Annotated in this window: 18 protein-coding genes; 6 read left to right on the top strand and 12 right to left on the bottom strand. The window is 62.5% G+C overall.

Features of this window, described 5'->3' with window-relative positions; all coding sequences use genetic code 11:
• Positions 1-55: 55 nt before the first annotated feature.
• The 6 genes from ACYQ01_RS03235 to ACYQ01_RS03210 form a co-directional block, all read right to left on the bottom strand.
• A complete protein-coding gene (locus ACYQ01_RS03235; RefSeq protein WP_459932393.1) occupies positions 56-931 on the bottom strand; it encodes a GAK system ATP-grasp enzyme in 876 nt (291 codons plus the stop codon).
• A 19-nt stretch (positions 932-950) separates the two neighbouring features.
• A complete protein-coding gene (locus ACYQ01_RS03230) occupies positions 951-2,588 on the bottom strand; it encodes a PhoU domain-containing protein (RefSeq protein WP_459932392.1) in 1,638 nt (545 codons plus the stop codon).
• Positions 2,585-2,905 (bottom strand): amphi-Trp domain-containing protein, encoded by a 321-nt coding sequence (locus ACYQ01_RS03225; protein ID WP_459932391.1) that lies wholly within the window; start codon positions 2,903-2,905, stop codon positions 2,585-2,587. Before ACYQ01_RS03225 ends, ACYQ01_RS03230 begins: the two co-directional genes overlap by 4 nt.
• A 302-nt stretch (positions 2,906-3,207) precedes the next feature.
• Positions 3,208-4,383 carry a hypothetical protein gene (locus ACYQ01_RS03220; protein ID WP_459932390.1) on the bottom strand — a complete coding sequence of 392 codons (1,176 nt, stop codon included), beginning with the start codon at positions 4,381-4,383 and terminating at the stop codon, positions 3,208-3,210.
• Positions 4,384-4,444: 61 nt separating this feature from the next.
• Complete coding sequence (locus ACYQ01_RS03215) at positions 4,445-4,987, bottom strand: GAK system XXXCH domain-containing protein (RefSeq protein WP_459932389.1); 543 nt, start codon at positions 4,985-4,987, stop codon at positions 4,445-4,447.
• A gap of 115 nt (positions 4,988-5,102) precedes the next feature.
• A complete protein-coding gene (locus ACYQ01_RS03210; protein ID WP_459932388.1) occupies positions 5,103-5,633 on the bottom strand; it encodes a hypothetical protein in 531 nt (176 codons plus the stop codon).
• A 197-nt stretch (positions 5,634-5,830) separates the two neighbouring features.
• Between ACYQ01_RS03210 and ACYQ01_RS03205 the strand changes: the two genes are divergently transcribed.
• The 4 genes from ACYQ01_RS03205 to ACYQ01_RS03190 all read left to right on the top strand — a co-directional run bounded on the left by ACYQ01_RS03205 (position 5,831) and on the right by ACYQ01_RS03190 (position 10,999).
• Positions 5,831-6,289 carry an amphi-Trp domain-containing protein gene (locus tag ACYQ01_RS03205; protein ID WP_459932387.1) on the top strand — a complete coding sequence of 153 codons (459 nt, stop codon included), beginning with the start codon at positions 5,831-5,833 and terminating at the stop codon, positions 6,287-6,289.
• 264 nt (positions 6,290-6,553) lie between these two features.
• Positions 6,554-8,956, top strand: coding sequence for a glycosyltransferase (locus ACYQ01_RS03200; protein WP_459932386.1), 2,403 nt, complete (start codon positions 6,554-6,556; stop codon positions 8,954-8,956).
• A complete protein-coding gene (locus tag ACYQ01_RS03195) occupies positions 8,953-10,203 on the top strand; it encodes a radical SAM protein (RefSeq protein WP_459932385.1) in 1,251 nt (416 codons plus the stop codon). The genes ACYQ01_RS03200 and ACYQ01_RS03195 overlap by 4 nt, the downstream gene beginning before the upstream one ends.
• A 295-nt stretch (positions 10,204-10,498) precedes the next feature.
• Positions 10,499-10,999, top strand: a complete 501-nt coding sequence (locus ACYQ01_RS03190; RefSeq protein WP_459932384.1) for a hypothetical protein — start codon at positions 10,499-10,501, stop codon at positions 10,997-10,999.
• 339 nt (positions 11,000-11,338) lie between these two features.
• Here ACYQ01_RS03190 and ACYQ01_RS03185 read toward each other — a convergent pair whose 3' ends face one another.
• Positions 11,339-11,551 (bottom strand): hypothetical protein, encoded by a 213-nt coding sequence (locus ACYQ01_RS03185; RefSeq protein ID WP_459932383.1) that lies wholly within the window; start codon positions 11,549-11,551, stop codon positions 11,339-11,341.
• Positions 11,552-12,081: 530 nt separating this feature from the next.
• Between ACYQ01_RS03185 and ACYQ01_RS03180 the strand changes: the two genes are divergently transcribed.
• Positions 12,082-12,474, top strand: a complete 393-nt coding sequence (locus tag ACYQ01_RS03180) for a hypothetical protein (RefSeq protein WP_459932382.1) — start codon at positions 12,082-12,084, stop codon at positions 12,472-12,474.
• 115 nt (positions 12,475-12,589) lie between these two features.
• Here the strand turns inward: ACYQ01_RS03180 and ACYQ01_RS03175 are convergent, their stop codons facing one another.
• Both ACYQ01_RS03175 and ACYQ01_RS03170 read right to left on the bottom strand, forming a co-directional pair.
• Entirely contained in the window at positions 12,590-13,003 is a 414-nt protein-coding gene (locus ACYQ01_RS03175) for a MaoC family dehydratase (protein ID WP_459932381.1), read from the bottom strand.
• 18 nt (positions 13,004-13,021) lie between these two features.
• Positions 13,022-14,566, bottom strand: a complete 1,545-nt coding sequence (locus tag ACYQ01_RS03170; protein ID WP_459932380.1) for an acyl CoA:acetate/3-ketoacid CoA transferase — start codon at positions 14,564-14,566, stop codon at positions 13,022-13,024.
• A gap of 279 nt (positions 14,567-14,845) precedes the next feature.
• On the opposite strand from ACYQ01_RS03170, the gene ACYQ01_RS03165 reads away from it, so the two are divergent.
• The gene (locus tag ACYQ01_RS03165) at positions 14,846-16,537 is read left to right on the top strand and encodes a sigma-54 interaction domain-containing protein (protein ID WP_459932379.1); all 1,692 of its coding nucleotides are present in this window, start codon (positions 14,846-14,848) and stop codon (positions 16,535-16,537) included.
• 94 nt (positions 16,538-16,631) lie between these two features.
• Here the strand turns inward: ACYQ01_RS03165 and ACYQ01_RS03160 are convergent, their stop codons facing one another.
• The 3 genes from ACYQ01_RS03160 to ACYQ01_RS03150 form a co-directional block, all read right to left on the bottom strand.
• The gene (locus ACYQ01_RS03160; protein WP_459932378.1) at positions 16,632-17,840 is read right to left on the bottom strand and encodes a methyltransferase domain-containing protein; all 1,209 of its coding nucleotides are present in this window, start codon (positions 17,838-17,840) and stop codon (positions 16,632-16,634) included.
• A gap of 376 nt (positions 17,841-18,216) precedes the next feature.
• On the bottom strand, positions 18,217-18,789 hold the full coding sequence (locus tag ACYQ01_RS03155; RefSeq protein ID WP_459932377.1) for a DUF1848 family protein: 573 nt from the start codon (positions 18,787-18,789) through the stop codon (positions 18,217-18,219).
• The gene (locus ACYQ01_RS03150) at positions 18,750-19,124 is read right to left on the bottom strand and encodes a DUF1848 family protein (RefSeq protein ID WP_459932376.1); all 375 of its coding nucleotides are present in this window, start codon (positions 19,122-19,124) and stop codon (positions 18,750-18,752) included. The genes ACYQ01_RS03155 and ACYQ01_RS03150 overlap by 40 nt, the downstream gene beginning before the upstream one ends.

The following is a 19,124-nucleotide window of genomic DNA, read 5'->3' as shown; positions in this document are numbered from 1 at the left end:
CTTCGACCAGGGCGGTCGGGGTTGTGGTCGTGGCGCTCTTGGGTGCGCGTCCCGGTCAACCGAGTTTGTCGAGAATATGGCGGGCGAGCAGGCCGGCGGCGTCCAGGCCGCAGGCTTCGGCCAGTCCGCGAAAGCCGCCGAAGGCCGACACCTCGAACACCACCGGGCCTTGCGGCGTTTCGGCGATGTCCACGCAGGTGAATTCCAGGCCGAAGATTTCCCGCGCCTTGCCGGCCAATTCCAGCACCTCGGCCGAAGGGGCGTGGAAGGCGTAGCGTCCTCCCGAGCGGGTGGTGGTGTTCCAGCTCTTGCCGCTGGACTTTCGGGCGTAGGTGGCCAGATAGCGTTCGCCCATGAAGGTGACGCCCAAATCCTTTTCCAGGGGCGGCAGGAGCTTTTGCAGATAGAGCACCGGATTGCCGGCGGCCTGGAAGGCCTCGATCCGGGCCCTGGCTTCGGGGCCGCGTTCGATCACCTCCATGCCTCTGGCCTTGGTGGAGTACAGGGGCTTGAACACGGCTTTTTCGAACTCGTCCAGGGCGTCGAGGGCCTGGTCCACGTCTTCGGTGACGCGGGTCGGGGGCATGGGCAACCCGGCCGCGCTCAGGCTCACGGTGCACGACAGGCGGTCCACCAGGCCCAGGATGTTGGCGGGCTTGGAAAACACTGGCAGCCCGCGGGCTTCGAGAAAGCGCAGGACTTCCAGCCGGTCGAGCATGTTCGGCGAGTAGGTGGCGGCCACCTTTTTCACCACCAGGGCGTCGAGTTCGGCAAGGTCCTGGCCGTCGAAGAAGGCCGTGCCTCGGGAAAGATCCAGTCGGACCCGGTCCATGGCCACGATCCGGCCGTAGCCGGTCAGGGTCCTGAAGGCCTCGGCCAGCGCCTGGGAGGACCACCCGTCCTCGAGACCCACCACTGCGATGCGTTTCATGCGTTTGGTCCGTCGCCGTTCAATAGCGCAGAACGTCCTCGGGCAGGGTGAACGTGTCCCAGCCCGGGCCGGCCTCGCCGTGGGCGAGGAACTTGTCCATGAGGTAGACCCCGCGCAGGAACATGTCCTTGGCGAAGGCCCGGTTGAATTCGAAACGGCTGGAGGTGACGAAACTGCGAATGAGTCCCAGGCAGTTTCTGGCTTCGAAAGTGTCGTCGTCGTTTTTTGCGGCGAACTGCCGGAAAAAATTCAAGAAATCCGCAGTGACCCGGTCGAACCGCTCCCTGGAGTCGGGGTCCTGCACGGGCAGGCGGAAGATGGAGACCAAAAACACCGACACGTCCTGCACGTAGTCGTACTGCTTGGAGCGGTGCAGGTCGATGTAGTGGATGCGCTTGGATTCGTAATTGTAGATGATATTGTTGATGTTGAAATCTCCGTGAATAAACACGGAGAAGGGCGCCTCCAGGTCCTTTTCCAGGGCGGAAAGGCGCTCCATGCGTTCGGCCAGGGAGGGCAGGAGCACGCCGGCCACGTCCTGGCGAACCATGTTGAACGAGGGATGCATGCGGAACACGTCGTTGAGGCGGCTCTTGAGCTGCGGGATGAATTTGCCGCGCGCGGGCTGGCGCTTGGCCGTGGCGGTCCAGATTTCGTCCACGTTGCGCATCAGCGCCCGGGACACGTCGCCCACCACTTCTGCCGGGTCGGAGAGCACCACATCCTGAAAAGTGGAGCCGCCCAGGAATTCCATGAGCATGCTGGCCGAGTCCCCGTCGGTCTTGAAGAACTGCACCTTGGGGGCCAGCCCGGGGGAGATCTCTTCCCACCGGCCGATGTTTTCCATCTCCTGGCAGAGCTTGGCGGCGTTTCCTTCCTTGAAGAGCAGGCCGCCGGCCGAGGCGTCGGGCTCCACCCGGCTGATGCGACAGCCCGAGCGGGTGCCCCAGATGGAGTGGAACTCCACATCGGAGATGGGCACCTCATGTCCCAGTTTGGCCAGGCTGCCCTTGAGGGCCTCGTACTGGTGAATCTTGAACTTTTCCCCCACCACCGAAAAGATGATGGCTTCGCCGATGTTCAAGATGGCGTCGCCCATGCGTTCCAGGTAGCGGAAAATGTTGTGCGTGGTGATGCAGTTTTCCGGGGATTCGCCCTTGCGCAGGTCCGTGAGCATCTTTTCGAAGGCCTGCTTGAACAGGTTGTCCAGGGTGACCTCGCAACGGCAGATGCGAAAGGCCAGGGTCAGGTCCTGTCCGTACAGGGCCTTGACGATGAGGTCGAGGCTCTTGAGCGCTTCGTTGAAAAAGGCCGCGTAGTCGTAGCGCTTCACGAACCCGGGGTCGCGCAGGTACTGCATCTGCATGACGATGTTCACCGCGTGGTCGGCCACCCGCTCCAGGTTGTTGGAGATGATGTTCACCGCGCGGGCGAAGTTCATGGTGCGCTTGTCCGAGTCCTGCGTGGCGTGGATGCGCGAGAAGCAGGCGTTTTCGATGACGCTTTTCAGATTGTCGATGTAGTCGTCCCGGCTCTCGATCTTGAGGATGAGATCCGGGTCCGGTTTTTCGACCACCTTTTGCGCGTTTTCGACCTGCTTGCTGACTTCCAGCACCATGAAGCGCAGGTTTTCCTCTGTTCCCTCAAGGCCTTTCATTTCTTTTCCCCGTCGCCTGCTTCTATGCGCAAGGGGCCTTTTTGTTTTTCTTCGTGTTCCGGACGTTCGCGCCAGGAAAATTTGAGCGACAGTTTCATGCGCCCCTGCTTGGACTTGGCTTCCAGCATGAAGTTGATGAGTCCCTTGGGATGGAGAATCATCTCCAGATCGTCGCGGGAGAAGCGCATCTCCTCGTTCGAGAACCCCTTGGCCAGGGCTTCGAGGTACCCGGCCAGGGAGGCCGCGTCCTGCACCGATTCGTGGGTGAACTTGCCTTCGTGGGCCGTTTGTTGGCCCTTGGGGTCTTTTTTATCCATGGTGTCACTCCCGCCCGCGGGGCCGGGTCGGTCTGTTGCGCCGCCGGGTCCCGTGGCCCGGCCGTGGAAACCGCTTTGACGTTTTACGGCGAAATCCAATCGACTCTCGTTGAGAACTTTCGGGAACAGCCGGCGCGTTTTGGGCGCGTCTAGCAGCCTGTTGAAAAATTCTTGCTGGCTGCGTTGCTGCCAAAAGCTCAAACCTCAGCGGATGCCAACTCCGCTTCGGGCTTGATTTTTTCTTGCGCCTTGCCAGCACGTTTTTTGAACAGGCTGCAAGAAGCGACTTTTGGGGCGGGCTGCTAGGCCAGACGCTCCCGGTATTGGTCCATGACCGCCTTGCGGCTGACGCCGGTGATGATCAGGCTTTTTCGAATGAGCAAATCGTCCCAGGCGGGTTGCAGGCCCACCTCGCGACTGGCCTTCGCCGGATCCCGGTCCTCGGGCGCCTTGAGCTTTTCGCTCAGGTGACAGTCGTCGCCCATGAAAATGAGCACGTCGCGTCCGTGGCTGCGTCCGGCCTTGTTGCGCCGGTCCACCACGTTGATGAGAAATTCGGTGTACTGCTGGGATTGGGGGTTCCAGACCTCGATGCCGTCCACGTCGTAGTCGGCCAGCAGGATGGGCCAGAACTGCTCCGGGTGGGGAATGACGATCCCCCCGCCCAGTCCGCGCACCTCGTCGATGATTTCGGAGGTGCGGTAGAAATAGGCCAGGGAGAAGTGTTCCTTTACCTCTTCCTTCACGGCCTTGAGATAGACCTGGGCCTTGCCCACGAACTTGGCGCCGTGGAAGGCCCGCAGGGCGTCGCAGTAGTTGCGCACCAGCTTGTTTTTGAAGGCGTCCACAGCCATTGTGGATTCATTGAGCAATATCAATTGCTTGAGCCGTCTCGCCAGAAGCGTGCAAAATTCCACCACCTCCTCGTCGGAGCCGGCTCTCCCGGCGGCCTGGGCCCTGGCGTCCTCCCGGCGGGGGTCGCCCAGGAATTCCAGAAAATCGAAGAGCTGGGTGGCCCGGTACTTGTGGGTGTGCTCCAGCATGCTGCGCAGCACGTCCGCCTTGGGCAGGCGGTCGACATGCAGATGCACGAGCAACTGCACCTTGCGGTTGAAGCCGTGGGAGTAGCAGTCCACCTCCACTCCCGCGTACTGGCCCAGGGTCAGGAGCTGGTTGTGCTGGGTGGGAATAATCAGGCTGTCCCGACTGTTTGGAAACATGGCCGCCACCCGGGCCGCGGCCAGGTCCAGGGGAACCTGCTCCGGGTGCCAGTGCAAGGCCAGCACGGCGTCCTGGCGGGGGTGGACGGTTTCCGGCGTGACGATCGCCCGGGCCTGTTGCGGGGTGAGCTCCGCGCTGGTGAGGGCGGCGAAGACTTCCCGGTCCCAGTCTGTGGGGTCGCCTTGCAGACGGGAAAAATCCGTCGGGTCCGGTCGGGATTGGCCGGAAGGGAGACGATCGAGCGTGGCTGAGGGCATGGTGTTTGGCGTCGCTTTGGCGCGCGTTCCGACGGTCCGTTGCGAACGGGCCGTCGGGAGCTCACGCGTAGCGTTCGTGACAGGCCTTCTTGAGCCGGTCGAGTTCCTGGTAGGCCGCTTTGACGGCCTGCATGTCCTGATTGATCAGGGCCGTTTCAAAGGCCTCGATGGCCGCGACAAAGGGCGGATAGTCGGGATCGCCCTTGTCCGGGTAGCTGACCATGAGACGGGCGTCGGAGAGAAAGCTCACGGTTTCGAGCTCCGGCGGAAGGGCGTCGGCGGCCAAGGCTTCGCCGATGACCTTGAAGGTCTGCTTCATGTGTTTCTTGAGCGACTTGTAACGGGGAGTATCCGCGCTTTCGTCCTCGTCCGTCGCCTCGATGTCCGAGGAGGCCTCGCCTTCCGGCTTGGGAAACTTCACCGCGACCTTGACCTTGTACGCCTCGCCCGCGTCCTTCATGGAGATTTTCAGGGATCGGAATCCTTCCGTGGGCAGGGCTTGCCCGTCGAGCGCCGGCGCGCCGTCGGCCAGGGCGCGCAGCCAGTCGGCCAGTTCGGCCTTGGGAACCAGGCACTGGGCCTTGAGCTTGTTGGGATCGACCATAGGGACGGGCCTCCAGAGTTTGGCTCGGCGAAAAATTTCGCTTGAACGGAGCCTTCTCTAATCGCCATGCCCGTAAAGTTCATGGCGAGAACATGACGAGGATGTCACAATTTATCTAGCACCCCGGTCGCCGGCCCGCAACCGGCAACATTTTCGGGCGCGAACCGCCCGGGAGCGTCGCCAGGCCCGCGTCGCGGGTTTTGTGGACCGTTGTCGCCGAGTTGTCACATTGCTCGGCAAGCCTCGCCCGCCGGTCCGTGTTCGGCGCCTGGCGCAGACGCGCGGGGGCGCGTTTCGTCCGCGCCGAACGGGGCGGCTTCATGGAAATGTCACTTGACTCTGCTCGAAGTTTGATAAAATTTTCGTACAGAAAATGTACATTTTTTAGCGGAGAATTCACATGGGGATCTTCAAGAACGATATGGAAACAAAGCGTGTTATCTTCAACATAAACAGCGAACTGGCTGACAGGCTCGAAGCCGCGAAACAGCTTTCCAGGCGACTTGGGAAGCGGTTGGATGCGGATACGACAGTCAACAAGAGCTTGGAAAAATTTTTGAAGAAAGCGGAAAAAAAACTGGCCGAGCTCCTTCAGGAGTCCGGCCAGGACGCCCCGGAACTTCGGCCCGTTCCCGAAGATGGCCAAGAGCCGTCCCAGGAGGATGCGCCCGGAACGCATCCCCCGGAGGACCAGGGGGTGTGCTGACATTTTCCGTCGGGCTCGTCGGGGCGTTGGCCGCCCGGAGTCCGGCCGTTATTTCTGACCCCGACAGCGGACCGTGCCGGTCCGCGCGGGCTGGGCGGCCGGGAGCCGACCAGCAGCAACCGAAAGGAGACCATACCATGAGCAAGAAGGAATTCGTTCTCAAGGGACGCACGGAAGCCGACGGCATGACCGCCCTGCTTGAAGACGTGCTCAAGTGTTTCAAGGCCGGGTTCATCTGTCTGAGCAACGGGCAGGAATACCTCACCCTCAAGCCGGCGGAATCCGTGGATTTCGTCATCGAGGGTCAGACCAAGAAGGGGCGGCAGAAACTGGTGCTGGAAATGAGCTGGACCGAGGGCGAGACGTTGCAGACGCCGCCCAACTTCAGCATCACCTCGCAAGAGCCCGAAATCGCTCCGGAAGCGCCGGCCTCGGACCAAGCTGCTTTGGCCGGGGAAGCCCCGGAACAAGCCGCCGCGGAAAAGCGGAACCCCGCGCCGTTCGAGGCCCCCGGCGGTCCTTGCGACTTTATCGGCGCGGTGGCCCCGGTGGAGGAAAAAAAGGAAAAGCCCGAGAAGAAAGGCAAAAAGGAGTAGGGGGAGCTTGCGTGTATTGCGCTCCCCGTCGCGCGCGGGGAGCGGTGAATGTTTCGCGGCCGTGGCCGGGCGTTTCCGGTCGCGGCCGTGGTCGTTTGGGGGCGGCCGGGCCGCAAAACGCTACGCGCCCGACAACAAATCGTCACGGCGTCGGGCTAGCCGGGGCCAAGCGCGAGCGGCCCCTCCCGAAGCTTGACGAAACCATGTGAAACGCTCGACCGTTTATCGTCAGGGAGCGGGCAAACCCTCGGAGGCCTGCCCCCCATGAAGATAGACCTGCATGTCCACTCCAGACATTCCACCCGCCCTTCGCAATGGATTTTGCAAAAGCTCGGCTGCTCCGAGAGCTACACCGATCCCTTGCACATCTACAACACGGCCAAGACCCTGGGCATGGACATGGTCACCATCACGGACCACAACACCATCCAGGGCGCTTTGGAAATAGCCCATCTGCCCGATACCTTCATAAGCGTCGAAATAACGACATACTTCCCGGAAGACGGCTGCAAGGCGCATGTGCTGGCCCACGACATCACGGAAGCCCAATTCGCCGATATTCAGAACGTGCGCGAGAACATCTTCGACCTGACGAAATACCTGCACGACCAGTCCATCACCCACGTCTGCGCCCATCCCCTTTACGGGGTGAACAACCGCCTCACAACGGAGCATGTGGAAAAGATCATGCTTCTGTTCAAACAGTTGGAGTGCAACGGCTCGCGCGACGTGGAGTCCAACATCGTGCTGCGACGCATCACGGCCCAGCTCACGCCGGCCATTCTCGAACGCCTGGCCGACAAGCATGGCCTGGAACCCCTGGGCAGGGCCCCCTGGATCAAGACCCTGACGGGCGGCAGTGACGATCACGGCGGATTGAACATCGCCCGCATGCACACCGTGGTTCCCGAGGCGACGAATCTGGCCGAGTTTCTGGAGGGCGTGCGTGGCGGCAAGGCCCAGCCCTCGGGCAAGGCCGCCCGACCCGAGACCATGGCCCACAACCTGTACGCCATCGCCTACCAGTTTTCCAAGAACCGCTTCGGTCTGGACAAACACGTGCAAAGCGATGTCTTCTTGAGCTTTGCGGATCGGTTTCTTTCCACCGAGGCCCCGCGCGAGGCCGGGTGGCGCAACCGGGTGCAGTCGTTTTTCGGGGAACGTCGCTACAAGCGGGGCAAGGCCGCCAATCCGGGCGACCTCAAGACCCTGCTCTGGCACGAGGCGGCCAAACTCGTGCTCGAAGATCCCCTGTGGCAGGAAATTGCCAAGAACGGCCTGCCCTTGCCCGCCGACAAGGGCCAGGAGTGGATGCGCTTCGTCAACAAGGCCGCGCACAAGGTCATCAAGTCCTTCGGGGACCATGTCTTCGACCGGGTGTCCCACGGCAACCTCTTCGACATGTTCCAGGCCGTGGGATCGGCCGGGGCGCTCTATGCGGTGATAGCGCCGTTTTTCGTGTCCTATTCGGTCTTTCACGAGGGGCGCGAATTCAGTCGCAAGACCCAGGAGGCCTTCACCGGGGTCAAACGCAAAACCGGAACCAAGGTGGGGCACTTCACCGACACCTTTTTCGAGATCAACGGCGTGGCCCGCACCCTGCAACAGAGTCTGGGCATCGCGTTTCGTACCGGCAAGGACCTGACCATCATCACCTGCGATCCGCACGCCCGCGACTTCGGCCCGGGCGTGCGCAACTTCCAGCCCATCGGGGTCTACGCCTTGCCCGAGTATCCCGAGCAGAAGATGTACTACCCGCCGGTGCTGGAAATGATCCGCTACATCTACGAGCAGGGGTTCACCCACCTGCACGTCTCCACGCCCGGACCCATCGGCCTGGCGGCCCTGTTGGCCGCGAAAATTCTGGGGTTGCCCCTGCACGGAACCTACCATACCCAGATCCCCCAGTATGCCAGGCAGCTCACCGGCGACGAGGGCATGGAGGACCTCATGTGGCGTTACACCGTCTGGTTCTACAACCAGATGGACACGGTCTTCGCGCCCTCGCGCGACACCCTGGAGGAGCTTCTCGCCAAGGGCGTGCGATCCGAGAAGGTGCTGGTCTACCCGCGCGGGGTGGACATCCAGGCCTTTCATCCTTCCAAGCGCAACGGGTTTCTCGAACGCTACGACACCCGGGGCGACCGGACGCTCCTCTACGTGGGGCGTCTGTCCAAGGAAAAGAACCTGGACATCCTGGCCGACGCCTACATGCTCTTGCGCGACACGCACCCCGACGTGAACCTGGTGCTGGTGGGGGACGGTCCCTACGCCACGGCCCTGCGCGAGAAGTTGGCCGGGTCCGAAGCGGTGTTCACCGGATACCTGGAAGGCGAAGCGCTGGCCGCCTGCTACGCCTCGTGCGACCTGTTTCTTTTCCCCAGCCTGACCGACACCTTTGGCAACGTCATTCTGGAAGCCCAGGCTTCGGGGCTGCCCGTGGTGGCCGGAAATTCCGGCGGTCCCAAGGAAAACATCCTGGATGGCCGCACCGGCCTGGTGCTGCCTTCCATGAACGCCGAGGATCTGGCCCGGGCCGTGTCCGGGCTGCTGGCCGACCCGGGGAGAATGGCCGACATGGGGCGCGAGGCCAGGGCTTCCATGGAAGGGCGCTCCCTGGAAAAGGCCTTTGTCGAGACCTGGGCCCTGTACGAGGCGGCGCAGTGAGCGCCCGCGCCGGGGCGATTCCCTGGCTTCGCGTGATACGCAGCCTGGCGGCGGGACACGCTCCGGGCCAGGCGGTCATCCAGTTGAGCGACGCTTGCAACGCCACCTGCCTGCACTGCGCCATGAGCGCGAAAAACCGTTTCGTCCGCACGACCTTGCGCGTCGACGCGGTAAAGGAGCTTCTGGACCGTCTGGCCGCTCGCGGCGTGATGGCCGTTTCGTTCACCGGGGGAGAGCCGCTTTTGCGCCCCAACCTCGTGGCGGCCTGCGCGGCCCACGCCAGGAGCTTGGGAATGGCCTCGGTGCGCACGGGCAGCAACGGCTTTTTTCTGCGCGGAAGCGATCGCCCCGGATTCGCGGACAAGGTGGGATGCCTGGCCGATCTGCTGCTGGAAAACGGCCTGACCAGCTTCTGGTTGAGCCTGGACTCGGCGGACACGGCTTTTCACGAAAGGCATCGGGGCCTTTCCGGCGTGGTGCGCGGCATGGCCGAAGGGCTGCCCGTTTTCGCCCGACATGGGCTGCATCCGGCCGCGAATCTCTGCATAAACCGCCGAATGGGCGGACGTGATGTCGACACCCGGGGCATGACCCCGGACGCGTTGCGCGAACACTACTACAAAGATTTCGTCCTCTACTTCGCCCATGTTTTGGAGTTGGGGTTCTGCTCGGTCAACATCTGCCACCCCATGACCCCGCAGGTGTGCGAGCCTGGCCAGACCGTGTACCAGGCCGCTTCGCAAGCCGCGTTCATCACCTTTCGTCCCGAGGAGCAGGTCCCGCTCTATCGGGCCCTGTTCGACGCCGTGACCGACTTCCGCAAGCGCTTGCAGATCTTCACGCCCAGGAGCACGCTGCTTTCCATGATCCGTCACCGCCTGGGCGTCGGGTTCGCGGGGTACGGCTGTCGAGGCGGCATGGATTTCTTCTTTGTGGACAGCGCGGGCATGGACGCCTTCCCCTGCGGGTATCGCGGCGGGGAAAAACTCACCGAGTTGCTGACGGCCGCGCCCAGGGCCGACACTGGGCTCGAACCCTGCGCGCGCTGCGACTGGGAGTGTTTTCGCGACCCTTCTCACCTCTTCGGCCCGCTTCTCGAGCTGTTCGCCAATCCCCTGACCCTGGCCCGACGGTTTGTCCGCGACCCCAAGTGGGGACGCCTCTGGCTGGGGGATGTCCTCTATCTGCGTTCCTGCCACTGGTTCGACGCGCGTCGAACTCCACGCTACGGCCCGCGTCCCACCTGACGAAAGCCAACGCGCCAATGCGTCGACCCGCGCGGGGCTTCTCGCGCAACCGTGTGACATGCCCCGGAGACGCAAATGTCACCGACGCGTAACACGCCCGGGGGCGTCCCGCGTGGATTCACGGGCTGGTTGCGTGTATAGCCAAGGCGCGCAAACCGGATACGCAAAAATCGGGCGCTCGTTTCGATTCGTGTTCGGGCCGCGCAGGCCATGGGGGTGTCCGCGAATTTTCCCAGGGCGATCAGCCCCGTCGAACCCGGCGGGAACCAGGCAACAGTCCCCGGAGGACTCCAGAATGCGTCAGTTGAGCGAAACCGAACACGCCATCCTGCTGGTGGCTTGGGATTTCAGCAAGGTGCAGCGCTACCTGGGCATCGTGCCGGAGCGCCATCTTTTGTGTTTCGACACCAGGGACCTCGTCCGTCTCGTGGACGAGGGGCTGCTCATCCGAATCAAGCTCAAGGCCTTTTCCCAGAAGATCAAAGGCTACAGGATCACGGACGACGGGCTGCGCCAGGTGGGGGATTGCCGCCAGGATTGCGACGAACCCGGACCCCTGGCCCATCTCGAAGGCCTGCTGGTGGATGTCTATTGCGTATCCCGTCTGTCCTGGAACGACGGCGTGGCTCCCAAGGACGTGATCGTCAAACGCCACAAGAGCAAGCTGCGCCTGGAGGCCTACACGCGGGGGCTCATCGCCAAGGTCAAGGTGCAGACCAAGGGCAAGGACAGCGAAAAGGGCTACATTCTCACCAACGCCGGGTACGCCTTTCTCAGAGGCAACACCATCATCTGACCGAAGATCCGTGCGGCGTCGCGAGCCGTCTTCCCACCGGAAGAGGGCTCGGAGGTGCGCGCTTCGACCGACCGAGATCTGCGCTGTTTTCGTGACGTCTCGCGCTTTGCGCGTTTTTCGCGGTCGGGACGCTTCACTCCCGCCACGCCAGGGCGTTGTCGCGCTGACCACGGGCAAGACCCTCGGAGCCCGGCGGGCGCGGTGACCGGTCGCCTGCTCCTGCGGGATCCCCCTTGGGCGGAACTCAAAAAGAAATACGGATTGCGGTAGGATTCGAAGCGGGGATTTTTGCGCAAACGCCCGGCCTCACACGGGGCGAAGCCGGGCCACGGGGTGACGTCAGTCCCGCAAAAGAAGCTTGAGCTCCCCGAGGGTCAGGCCGGAAAAACGCCGTCCCCGGGGGCTTGTCTCGTTCGCGGGCGTTCCCGCGTTCGCGCGGGGCGTTTCCTCCAGGCAGAACGGAGCCATGGCCAGGCGGGCCGCCTCCACCTGGGCCGGGGCCACCAGGAAATGCAGTTCCACGGCCGCGCTGTCCGTCTTGCTCGTGCGCATGAACGATCTCCCTTTGTGTCGCGTCCGCGTCTCTCCGGGATATTGCAGGAAGCGGGCGCTGATCATTTGCTATGTAAGACCGCGCGGTTTGCGGGACGGTTACTTTTCTCGGCTGGAACCGGGATGACAATACTTTCATAGCGTTGCAATTCTTGCGAAATGCGGCCATTTGCCCCGTTTGCCGAACGCCTGGAGCCACGCGTAACAATTTCCAGGTGTTATGGGCCTAGCACCTTTCATGCCGGTTGGTTCGAGACCGGCCGGGAGCAAGGCGCCGGCGCGGGGCGTTCGGCGTCGCTACCGGCCGGCGCGGGGGACCGGAGCGCGAGCGCGTGGTTTGACAATCGGTCCTGGAGGGATAGAAAGGGAAAAGAGAAAGAGCTCGCGGGAGCGGGTTCCTTTGCGCTTGGTTCGAGAAAACAAGGGAGGGCACCCGGGAGCCAAGCGAAAGCCTGTGGGGAGTGGCGTTGTCCGTCGTGATCCACACCCGGCCGCAACAACGGGTGCGACACCCCGGCCCAGGAGGGACTATGAGCAAGATGGCGTCTTTTACCAAGCTTGAACACGAATTGTCCCCGAAACTGCGCGAGCGCATGGGCCTGGCCGAATCCACGGCCGATGCGCAAAAGTTCTTTGTCTACAGCGTGTTGGAGCTCCTGAATGGCGTGTTGGCCGAGTCCGAGGAGCAAATCGAGATCGAATTCGAGGAAATCCGGCTGACGCCCGATCAGGCCCCCGGCTATGCGCTCTCGACCCGTTTGACCGACTGCGTGCCCCTGGCCGCCGCGCTCCGGGAGTCCGACCTGCCCGCGATCCTGGCCCGTTTTGCCGAAGTGGCCGGCAAGCGCTTCAACGCCTTGAAAAAGAACCCGGCAAAGACCGAGGCCAAGATCTACCACGGCACGGATCAGGCCCCTCGCTGAGGGCCGCCGGAAAAACACCGCAAGGAAAAAAACGGACGTGTTTGGCCGCCGCGTCCGGCGAGTGGAGGGGCTTCCAGACGCGGCGGCAACCAAGGGGAGGATTCCGGGGTAAGGGCTACTTGTCGAACATGACCAGCGCTTCGCCGTCCACAACGGCCTTGCCGTCCTGGTTTTCGACCCAGGTCTTGAGCTTCAGGCGCTTCTTTTCATCGTTCTTTTCGAAAACTTCGACCCAGGCGGTCAGTTCGTCGCCCAGGTAGACGGGGCGCTTGAAGTTCAGGCTTTGGGACATGTAGATGGTTCCGTTTCCGGGCAGCTTGGTGCCCAGGACGGCCGAGACGAGTCCGGCGCTGAACATGCCGTGGGCGATGCGCCGCTTGAACGGCGTGGTCTTGGCGAACTCCTCGTCCAGGTGGACGGGGTTGTTGTCCGTGCTGATCTTGGCGAAGAGCTCGACATCTTCGCCGGTGACGACCTTCTTGACGCAATCCTTGCTGCCGATCTTCAAAGTGTCATAGGTCCAGCTCACGATGGTCTCCTTTGCGTTTTACTTCAGTCCCATGGGTTCGGGGCGGAAAATCCGGGCGTCCATCAGCTTGGGCGGGGTGTCCATCTTGGGCACGAAGTCCATGAGATCGAGAATATCCTTCTGGATGTTCACGCCGGGAGCCACTTCGATCAGATGCAGGCCGTCCTTGCGCAGTTCGAACACGGCGCGTTCCGTGATGTAGAGAACGGGCTGGTTGACGGACACGGCGTACTGGCCGCTGAAGGTCACATGCCCGACCTTCTTGACGAACTTCTTGTTGGAGCCTTCGCTGACGATGTTGAGCTTGCCGTCTTCCACGGCGATCTTGAGGCCCTTGGCCGTAAAGGTGCCGCAGTAGAAGACCTTCTTGGCGTTCTGGGTGATGTTGATGAACCCGCCGCAGCCGGTCACGCGCGGGCCCAGCTTGCTGACGTTGATGTTGCCTTCCTGGTCGCACTCGGCCAATCCCAGATAGGCCAGGTCGATGCCGCCGCCGTCGTAGAAGTCGAACTGGGAGGCCTGATCCAGGATGCAGTCCGGGTTGAAGGCCACGCCGAACAGGGAGCCGCCGGCCGGAATGCCGCCCACGGGACCGGACTCCACGGTCAGGGTCATGTACTCCCCGATGCCTTCCTCGTTGGCCACCATGGAGACCATTTCGGGCATACCGATGCCCAGGTTGACCACCGCGCCCTGGGTGAGCTCCATGGCGCCCCGGCGGGCGATGATTTTGCGCTCGTCCAGTTCGATGGCCGGGATGGAGCTGGTGACCATGCGGATGTCGCCACAGGCGGCCGCGCGGGTGTATTGGTCGCCGGGGTTGGCGTTTTCTTCGGCCGTGACCGCGACCACCACGTCGACGTAGATGCCGGGAATCTTCACCAGCCTGGGATCGAGGGTGCCGGCCTTGACCACGCCTTCCACCTGCACGATGACCAGCCCGCCGCAGTTGCGCACGGCCTGGGCTATGGGAAGCACGCCCAGGGTGATGCCGTCCTTTTCCAGGGAGATGTTGCCCTTTTCGTCGGCGTAGGTGCCGCGCAAAATGCAGGCGTCCAGGGGAAAACCCTTGTAAAAAAGCTGTTCCTTGCCTCCCACGGTCACCAGTTCGACCAGGTCTTCCTTGGTGACGGAGTTGATCTTGCCGCCGTCCAGACGGGGATCGACAAAAGTCATGAGGCCCACGTGGGAGAGTGTGCCAGGGCGTCCCCCGGCGATATCGCGATACATCTGGGCGATAACGCCCTGAGGGAGGTTGTAGGCTTCGATCTTTTCTTCGCTGGCCAGCTTGCCGAGCTTGGGGCAGAGGTTCCAGTGCCCGCCGATGACGCGCTTGATCAGCTTTTCGTGACCGAGATGGTTGAGACAGCGGTCCTTGCCGTCACCTTGGCCCGCCGCATAGACAAGCGTGAGGCCGGTGGGGCCGCCCGTCTCAAGAAACCGCTGTTCCAGGGCGGTGAGGAGGACTTCGGCGCCGTTCTGGGTGACGAAGCCTTCAGCCACTACCGTGGAGTTGTCCTTGATGAGGGCGACTGCTTCTTTTGCTGTCAGAAATTGGGGCATAGAATCCTTCTCCGGTCTTGAGGTGTATGAAACAATTGGATACTCTCGGATCAGCAATTCACATGCCACCGGCGGCGAGCCAGCATTGGCGCGGCTTCCGGCCTTATCAGCCTTTTTTCGCCTTCTTCACGGATCGGTGAGTTGGTGATTTTCTTCACCGCCTGTTCCCAAACAGCCTTGAATTTATGAACTTGTTTTAGTGGTGAAACTTTTCACCATGTGGAGTAAAAAAATCACCATACTCGGCTTCCGTTTGGGGAGTCGGCCTATGGAGTCGCCATGAGCCATTTCTGCCCCGGCAAAACCACGTGCCTGTTGCTCGATAAAAAGGGGCGGTTTCTCCATGTGGGAGAAAATCCGGATCTTGATCTGGCGGTCGTGCGGAAGTCCGTTCTGGAGCTGATCAACAAGGCGGGGAAAGTTCCAGCCAGCAAAGTGGTGCGCTTGGGAACGGCCACCCTGGAAATCCACCACCTCACGCATGAAGGGGTGAGCTTTTTCTTTTGCCTGCTCCATGAGCAGACATCGCCGGGCGAACATTGGCGCATCGCCGACCTTGTGCAGTCCAATCGCGAGCTCAACGACATTCTCGAAACCTCGCACGACGCCATCGTGGTGGCGGACGGCAAGGGGATCTACTTACGGATCACGAAGAACTACGAGCACATAACGGGGATACCGCCCCTGGAGATCATCGGCCGAAGCACCTATGAGATCGTGGAAGACGGTCTGGTGAGCGATTCGCCCACCTCCACGGTGGTCGAAACCGGCAAGGTGCACAGCCTGAGCCAGACGTTTCGCACCGGTCGGGTGAGTCACATCACGGCCAGTCCGCTTTTCGACGACAAGGGGGAGCTCTACCGTGTGGTGGTCAACATCCGCGACACGACCGAGCTTTCCAAACTGCGCATGGCCCTGGCCTCCTCGCAGGAGCAGCTCGACCAGTACAGCCAGATCGTCTCATCGCTCATGCAGGGCCAGCAGGACGACCCGACCTTTTCCAGCCCGGCCATGCGGCAGCTCAAATCCATGGCCGTGAAGTTCTCCCAGGTGGACTCCCATCTGCTTATCGAAGGCGAAACCGGCGTGGGCAAGGAGGTCATCGCCGACCTGGTGCACAAGCACAGCCCGCGCAAAAACGACGTGTTTCTCAAGATCAACTGCAGCGCCATCCCCGAAAACCTTCTTGAATCCGAATTGTTCGGCTACGAGCCGGGCGCTTTCACCGGGGCGAACAAGGACGGTCGCATAGGCCTTCTGGAAATGGCCCACAAGGGCACGGTCTTTCTGGACGAGATCGGCGAGATTCCCCTGACGCTTCAGGCCAAGCTGTTGCGCTTTATCCAGCAGAAGGAATTCTACCGCGTGGGCGGCAAGAAGCTGCGCAAGGTGGATGTGCGCATCGTCGCGGCCACCAATTGCAGTCTGGAGGAAATGGTTCGAAAAAAGACTTTTCGATCCGATCTCTACTATCGGTTGAACGTGCTCAAGCTGGTGATTCCGCCCTTGCGCAAGCGCCCGGAGGACATCATCCCCCTGTCGCAGCACTTCGTGGACAAATTCAACGAGCGGCACAAGCTCAGCCGCCAGCTTTCGCCGGAAGTTCTGCGCGGGCTCCTGGAATACGACTGGCCGGGCAACGTGCGCGAGCTGGAAAACCTGATGGAGCGCCTCATCATCATAAGCGACAAGTCCCTGATCGGCCCGGAGCATCTGCCCGAGTGCATGACCCTGAGACTGCAAGGCAAAACCCCGGAGTCCCACAGCGCGGAAATGACCTACCGCCAGGCTCGCGACGCCTTTGAACGCCGCTACTGGATACGGGCCATGCGCAAGTACGGTTCGTGTCGGCGGGCCGCGGCGGCGCTTGGCGTGGACCACTCCACCGTGGTGAAAAAATTGACCCGCTACGACATCTCGTCCGAACTGGCCGAAAGCGCCGCGAAAGACGCGAAAAAGGCCCGGGCCTGAACGCGAGCGCGCCCCGCCCGGGCTTTTCCCGAACGGGGCGCTTCGGCGTCGGCCGCATGGTCTGGCCGATCGGGCCGGGATGGGACCGCGCCCGTCAGGCCTTTACGCCCTCCACCAGATAGACCGGATCGCTGATTCCCCTTGTGGCCAGAAAGTGCCGGTCGTCGTTGGGACGCCGCCAGTTGCGGGCCGAGGTGGTGGCCAGTTCCGTAAAGCCCTCCCGGTCGAGGAGCTGCTTCACCAGCCCCAGGCGTTCGAACTCGTGCAGGTCCGGCCAGAGGGCTACGACCTTGGCGGGAAACCATCGGTTGGAAAACCCGATCAGCATCCTTCCCCCCGGAACCAGCACCCGGCGGCATTCGGCCAGCACGGCCCGGGGGTCGGTCAGGTACTCGAAGGAAAGGCTCATCACCACGGCGTCGAAACTGCCGTCCGCGAAGTCCAGCTCGGACTTGGCGTTCAGGTCGTGCTCCACCCGCCTGGAAAGCGCGGGATTGGCCGCCATTTCGTCCCGGTTCAGGCCCAGGCCGATCACCCGGAGCTTCATGTCGAACGGCAGATGGGACTGGTAGCCGCTCATGATGTCGAGCACCCTGTCCCCGGGAGACAGGCTTTCCCCGTAGAATTGCCTGAACAGGCTCGACGCCTGCGCGTCCACATGGCCAACCAGGCGGGGGGACTGGTAGAAGGAGGCGTCGTCCCGGCAGTCGTGACGGCACAACGCGCCGGGATGGAAAAAGTCCGTGTCCCGATTCGGCGCGCGAACCTGCATGCCCGGACCGTAATCGCACACCTCCTCCAGCCAGTGGGAAAGCCGTCCGCCGGTTTCGCTGGGCTTGGCCCTGGCTTCCAGAACCGTGGCCCGCAGGGTGAACGCGCGCGAAGCCATGGGGTGGTTGCCGTCGAGAAGCAGGGTGTTCCGATGCTTGTCCACCACGCGCACGGGGCGCATGTCCTGGGGATAGACATCGCCGATCCCGCGGAACATCCCCCTGGGGTAGTAGCGTCCCACCCTCGGGCCGGCCATGATCAAGTCGGGCCGTGGCGGAGAAAAGGTCTTGGCCTTCACCTCCCGGAGCAGGCCCTTGTCGTGTTCGGGAAAGACCTTCCCGCGTTGAAAGTGCATTTCGACCTCCTCGCCGGGCGCCAGCCCTATGAGCTTTTCACCGAGGGAATCCGGCAGGATGTCCCGCCAGAAATTGACCCTTTGGGCCAGAAAAGCCTCTCGATGCCTGGCTCCAGGGCTCTTCCAGGAAAGCTCGAAGCGGATGGACGCCAGGGAGTTGGGACGGATACGCGCCAAAGGACCCTTCTTTGCTCACCCTGAATTGGGTTCAAAGGTTTCGGCCCCCTTGCGGGCCGTTCGCCGAGATGGCCTGTCGGGTAAGGAATGTGCATCATGACAGTTGTGACTACTCAATAATAATTCTTAGTGTCGGCCGAAGGATTGTCAACGCCGATAGGTCGAATGGGTTTAATAGAAAATTTCTATCAATAAGGACTAATGCCCACACGCAATGCGCGTTTTGAAAAAACCGTTCTTTCTGTCGGGAGGTTGCGTCAAGCTCGCCTGCGCGCTGGCCGTGACGGGTTGCGGCAAAGAAACACGCGGGGCGCATTCTTTTCCGGGAGCCTGTACCGAAATCGACAGCCCGGGCGTCCATTGCGCCACGCACGGTTCAGATCAGACGCCCCTGTTCCTGGGACTGCCGGGCGTCTCGCCAGCCCAGCAGGGAGGGCGAGTTCGGATCGTGGGCGCGTCGGTTGGCCGCGCTGCGGGACGGGGAGGCGGTGGCGTAGCAGTAGACGCAACCGGCGGTGCAGGCGTCGTACATGCCGATGTCCACGCTTCGGGCGCACAGGCACGCTTTGCGCTGATGGGGGTCTTTGCCTCGGTCCGGGGGCTTGCCGAACAGACGGCGGATGAGGTCGGCGTCCACGCAGGCGGCGGGTTCGAACCCGAACCGGTCCAGGCCGTAGTCGCTGGCGCAACTGGAGGGGATCATGCCGTGGGACCGGGCCTGATCGGCCATGAAGGCCAAGAGATCGGTCAGTTCGGCCTCGCCCGGGGCCAGGAGGTCCACTCCGGCCTGGGTCAGGCGTTTTCGCGTCTTGCGATACGGTTCGAACAGACTCACGGTCACCCGCCGCGTGGCGCCGGACAAGGTGCGGCACAGGTGGGCGAATCGTTCGCGGTGCAGGGCGGGCGGGGTCAGCGTGCTGAAAACCAACGGGTCGTAGCGCCACAGCACCCGGTCCGGTCCCAACGCATGGGCCGGGCCAGAAAGGCGGACACCGCCTTGTCGGCTTCCAGGCCGGCCGGATGCAGGGCTCTGGGGTAGTCGAGCAGCGTGAACTGGACGTACGAATCCAGTCCCAGGTCCGCCAGTTCGTCCAGGTGGGGCAGCAAGGGTCGGGGGTCGCGGGTCCAGAAGACCACGGCGTCCACGTCCGAAGGAAGGAGACTGACGCGGCTGGCGCGTCTGGCGTCGAAGGGGTTGACCGACACGGCGTATCCGGCCCGGGCTCGGTTCAGGAACCACCGGGCGTACTGGGCCGGAATGTCGGCGCGCCGCGAGGCGCTCAC

Source organism: Fundidesulfovibrio butyratiphilus (genome assembly GCF_054657235.1).
Note: the sequence above shows the minus strand (reverse complement) of the source record. Positions and strands in the feature narration are given on the sequence as shown.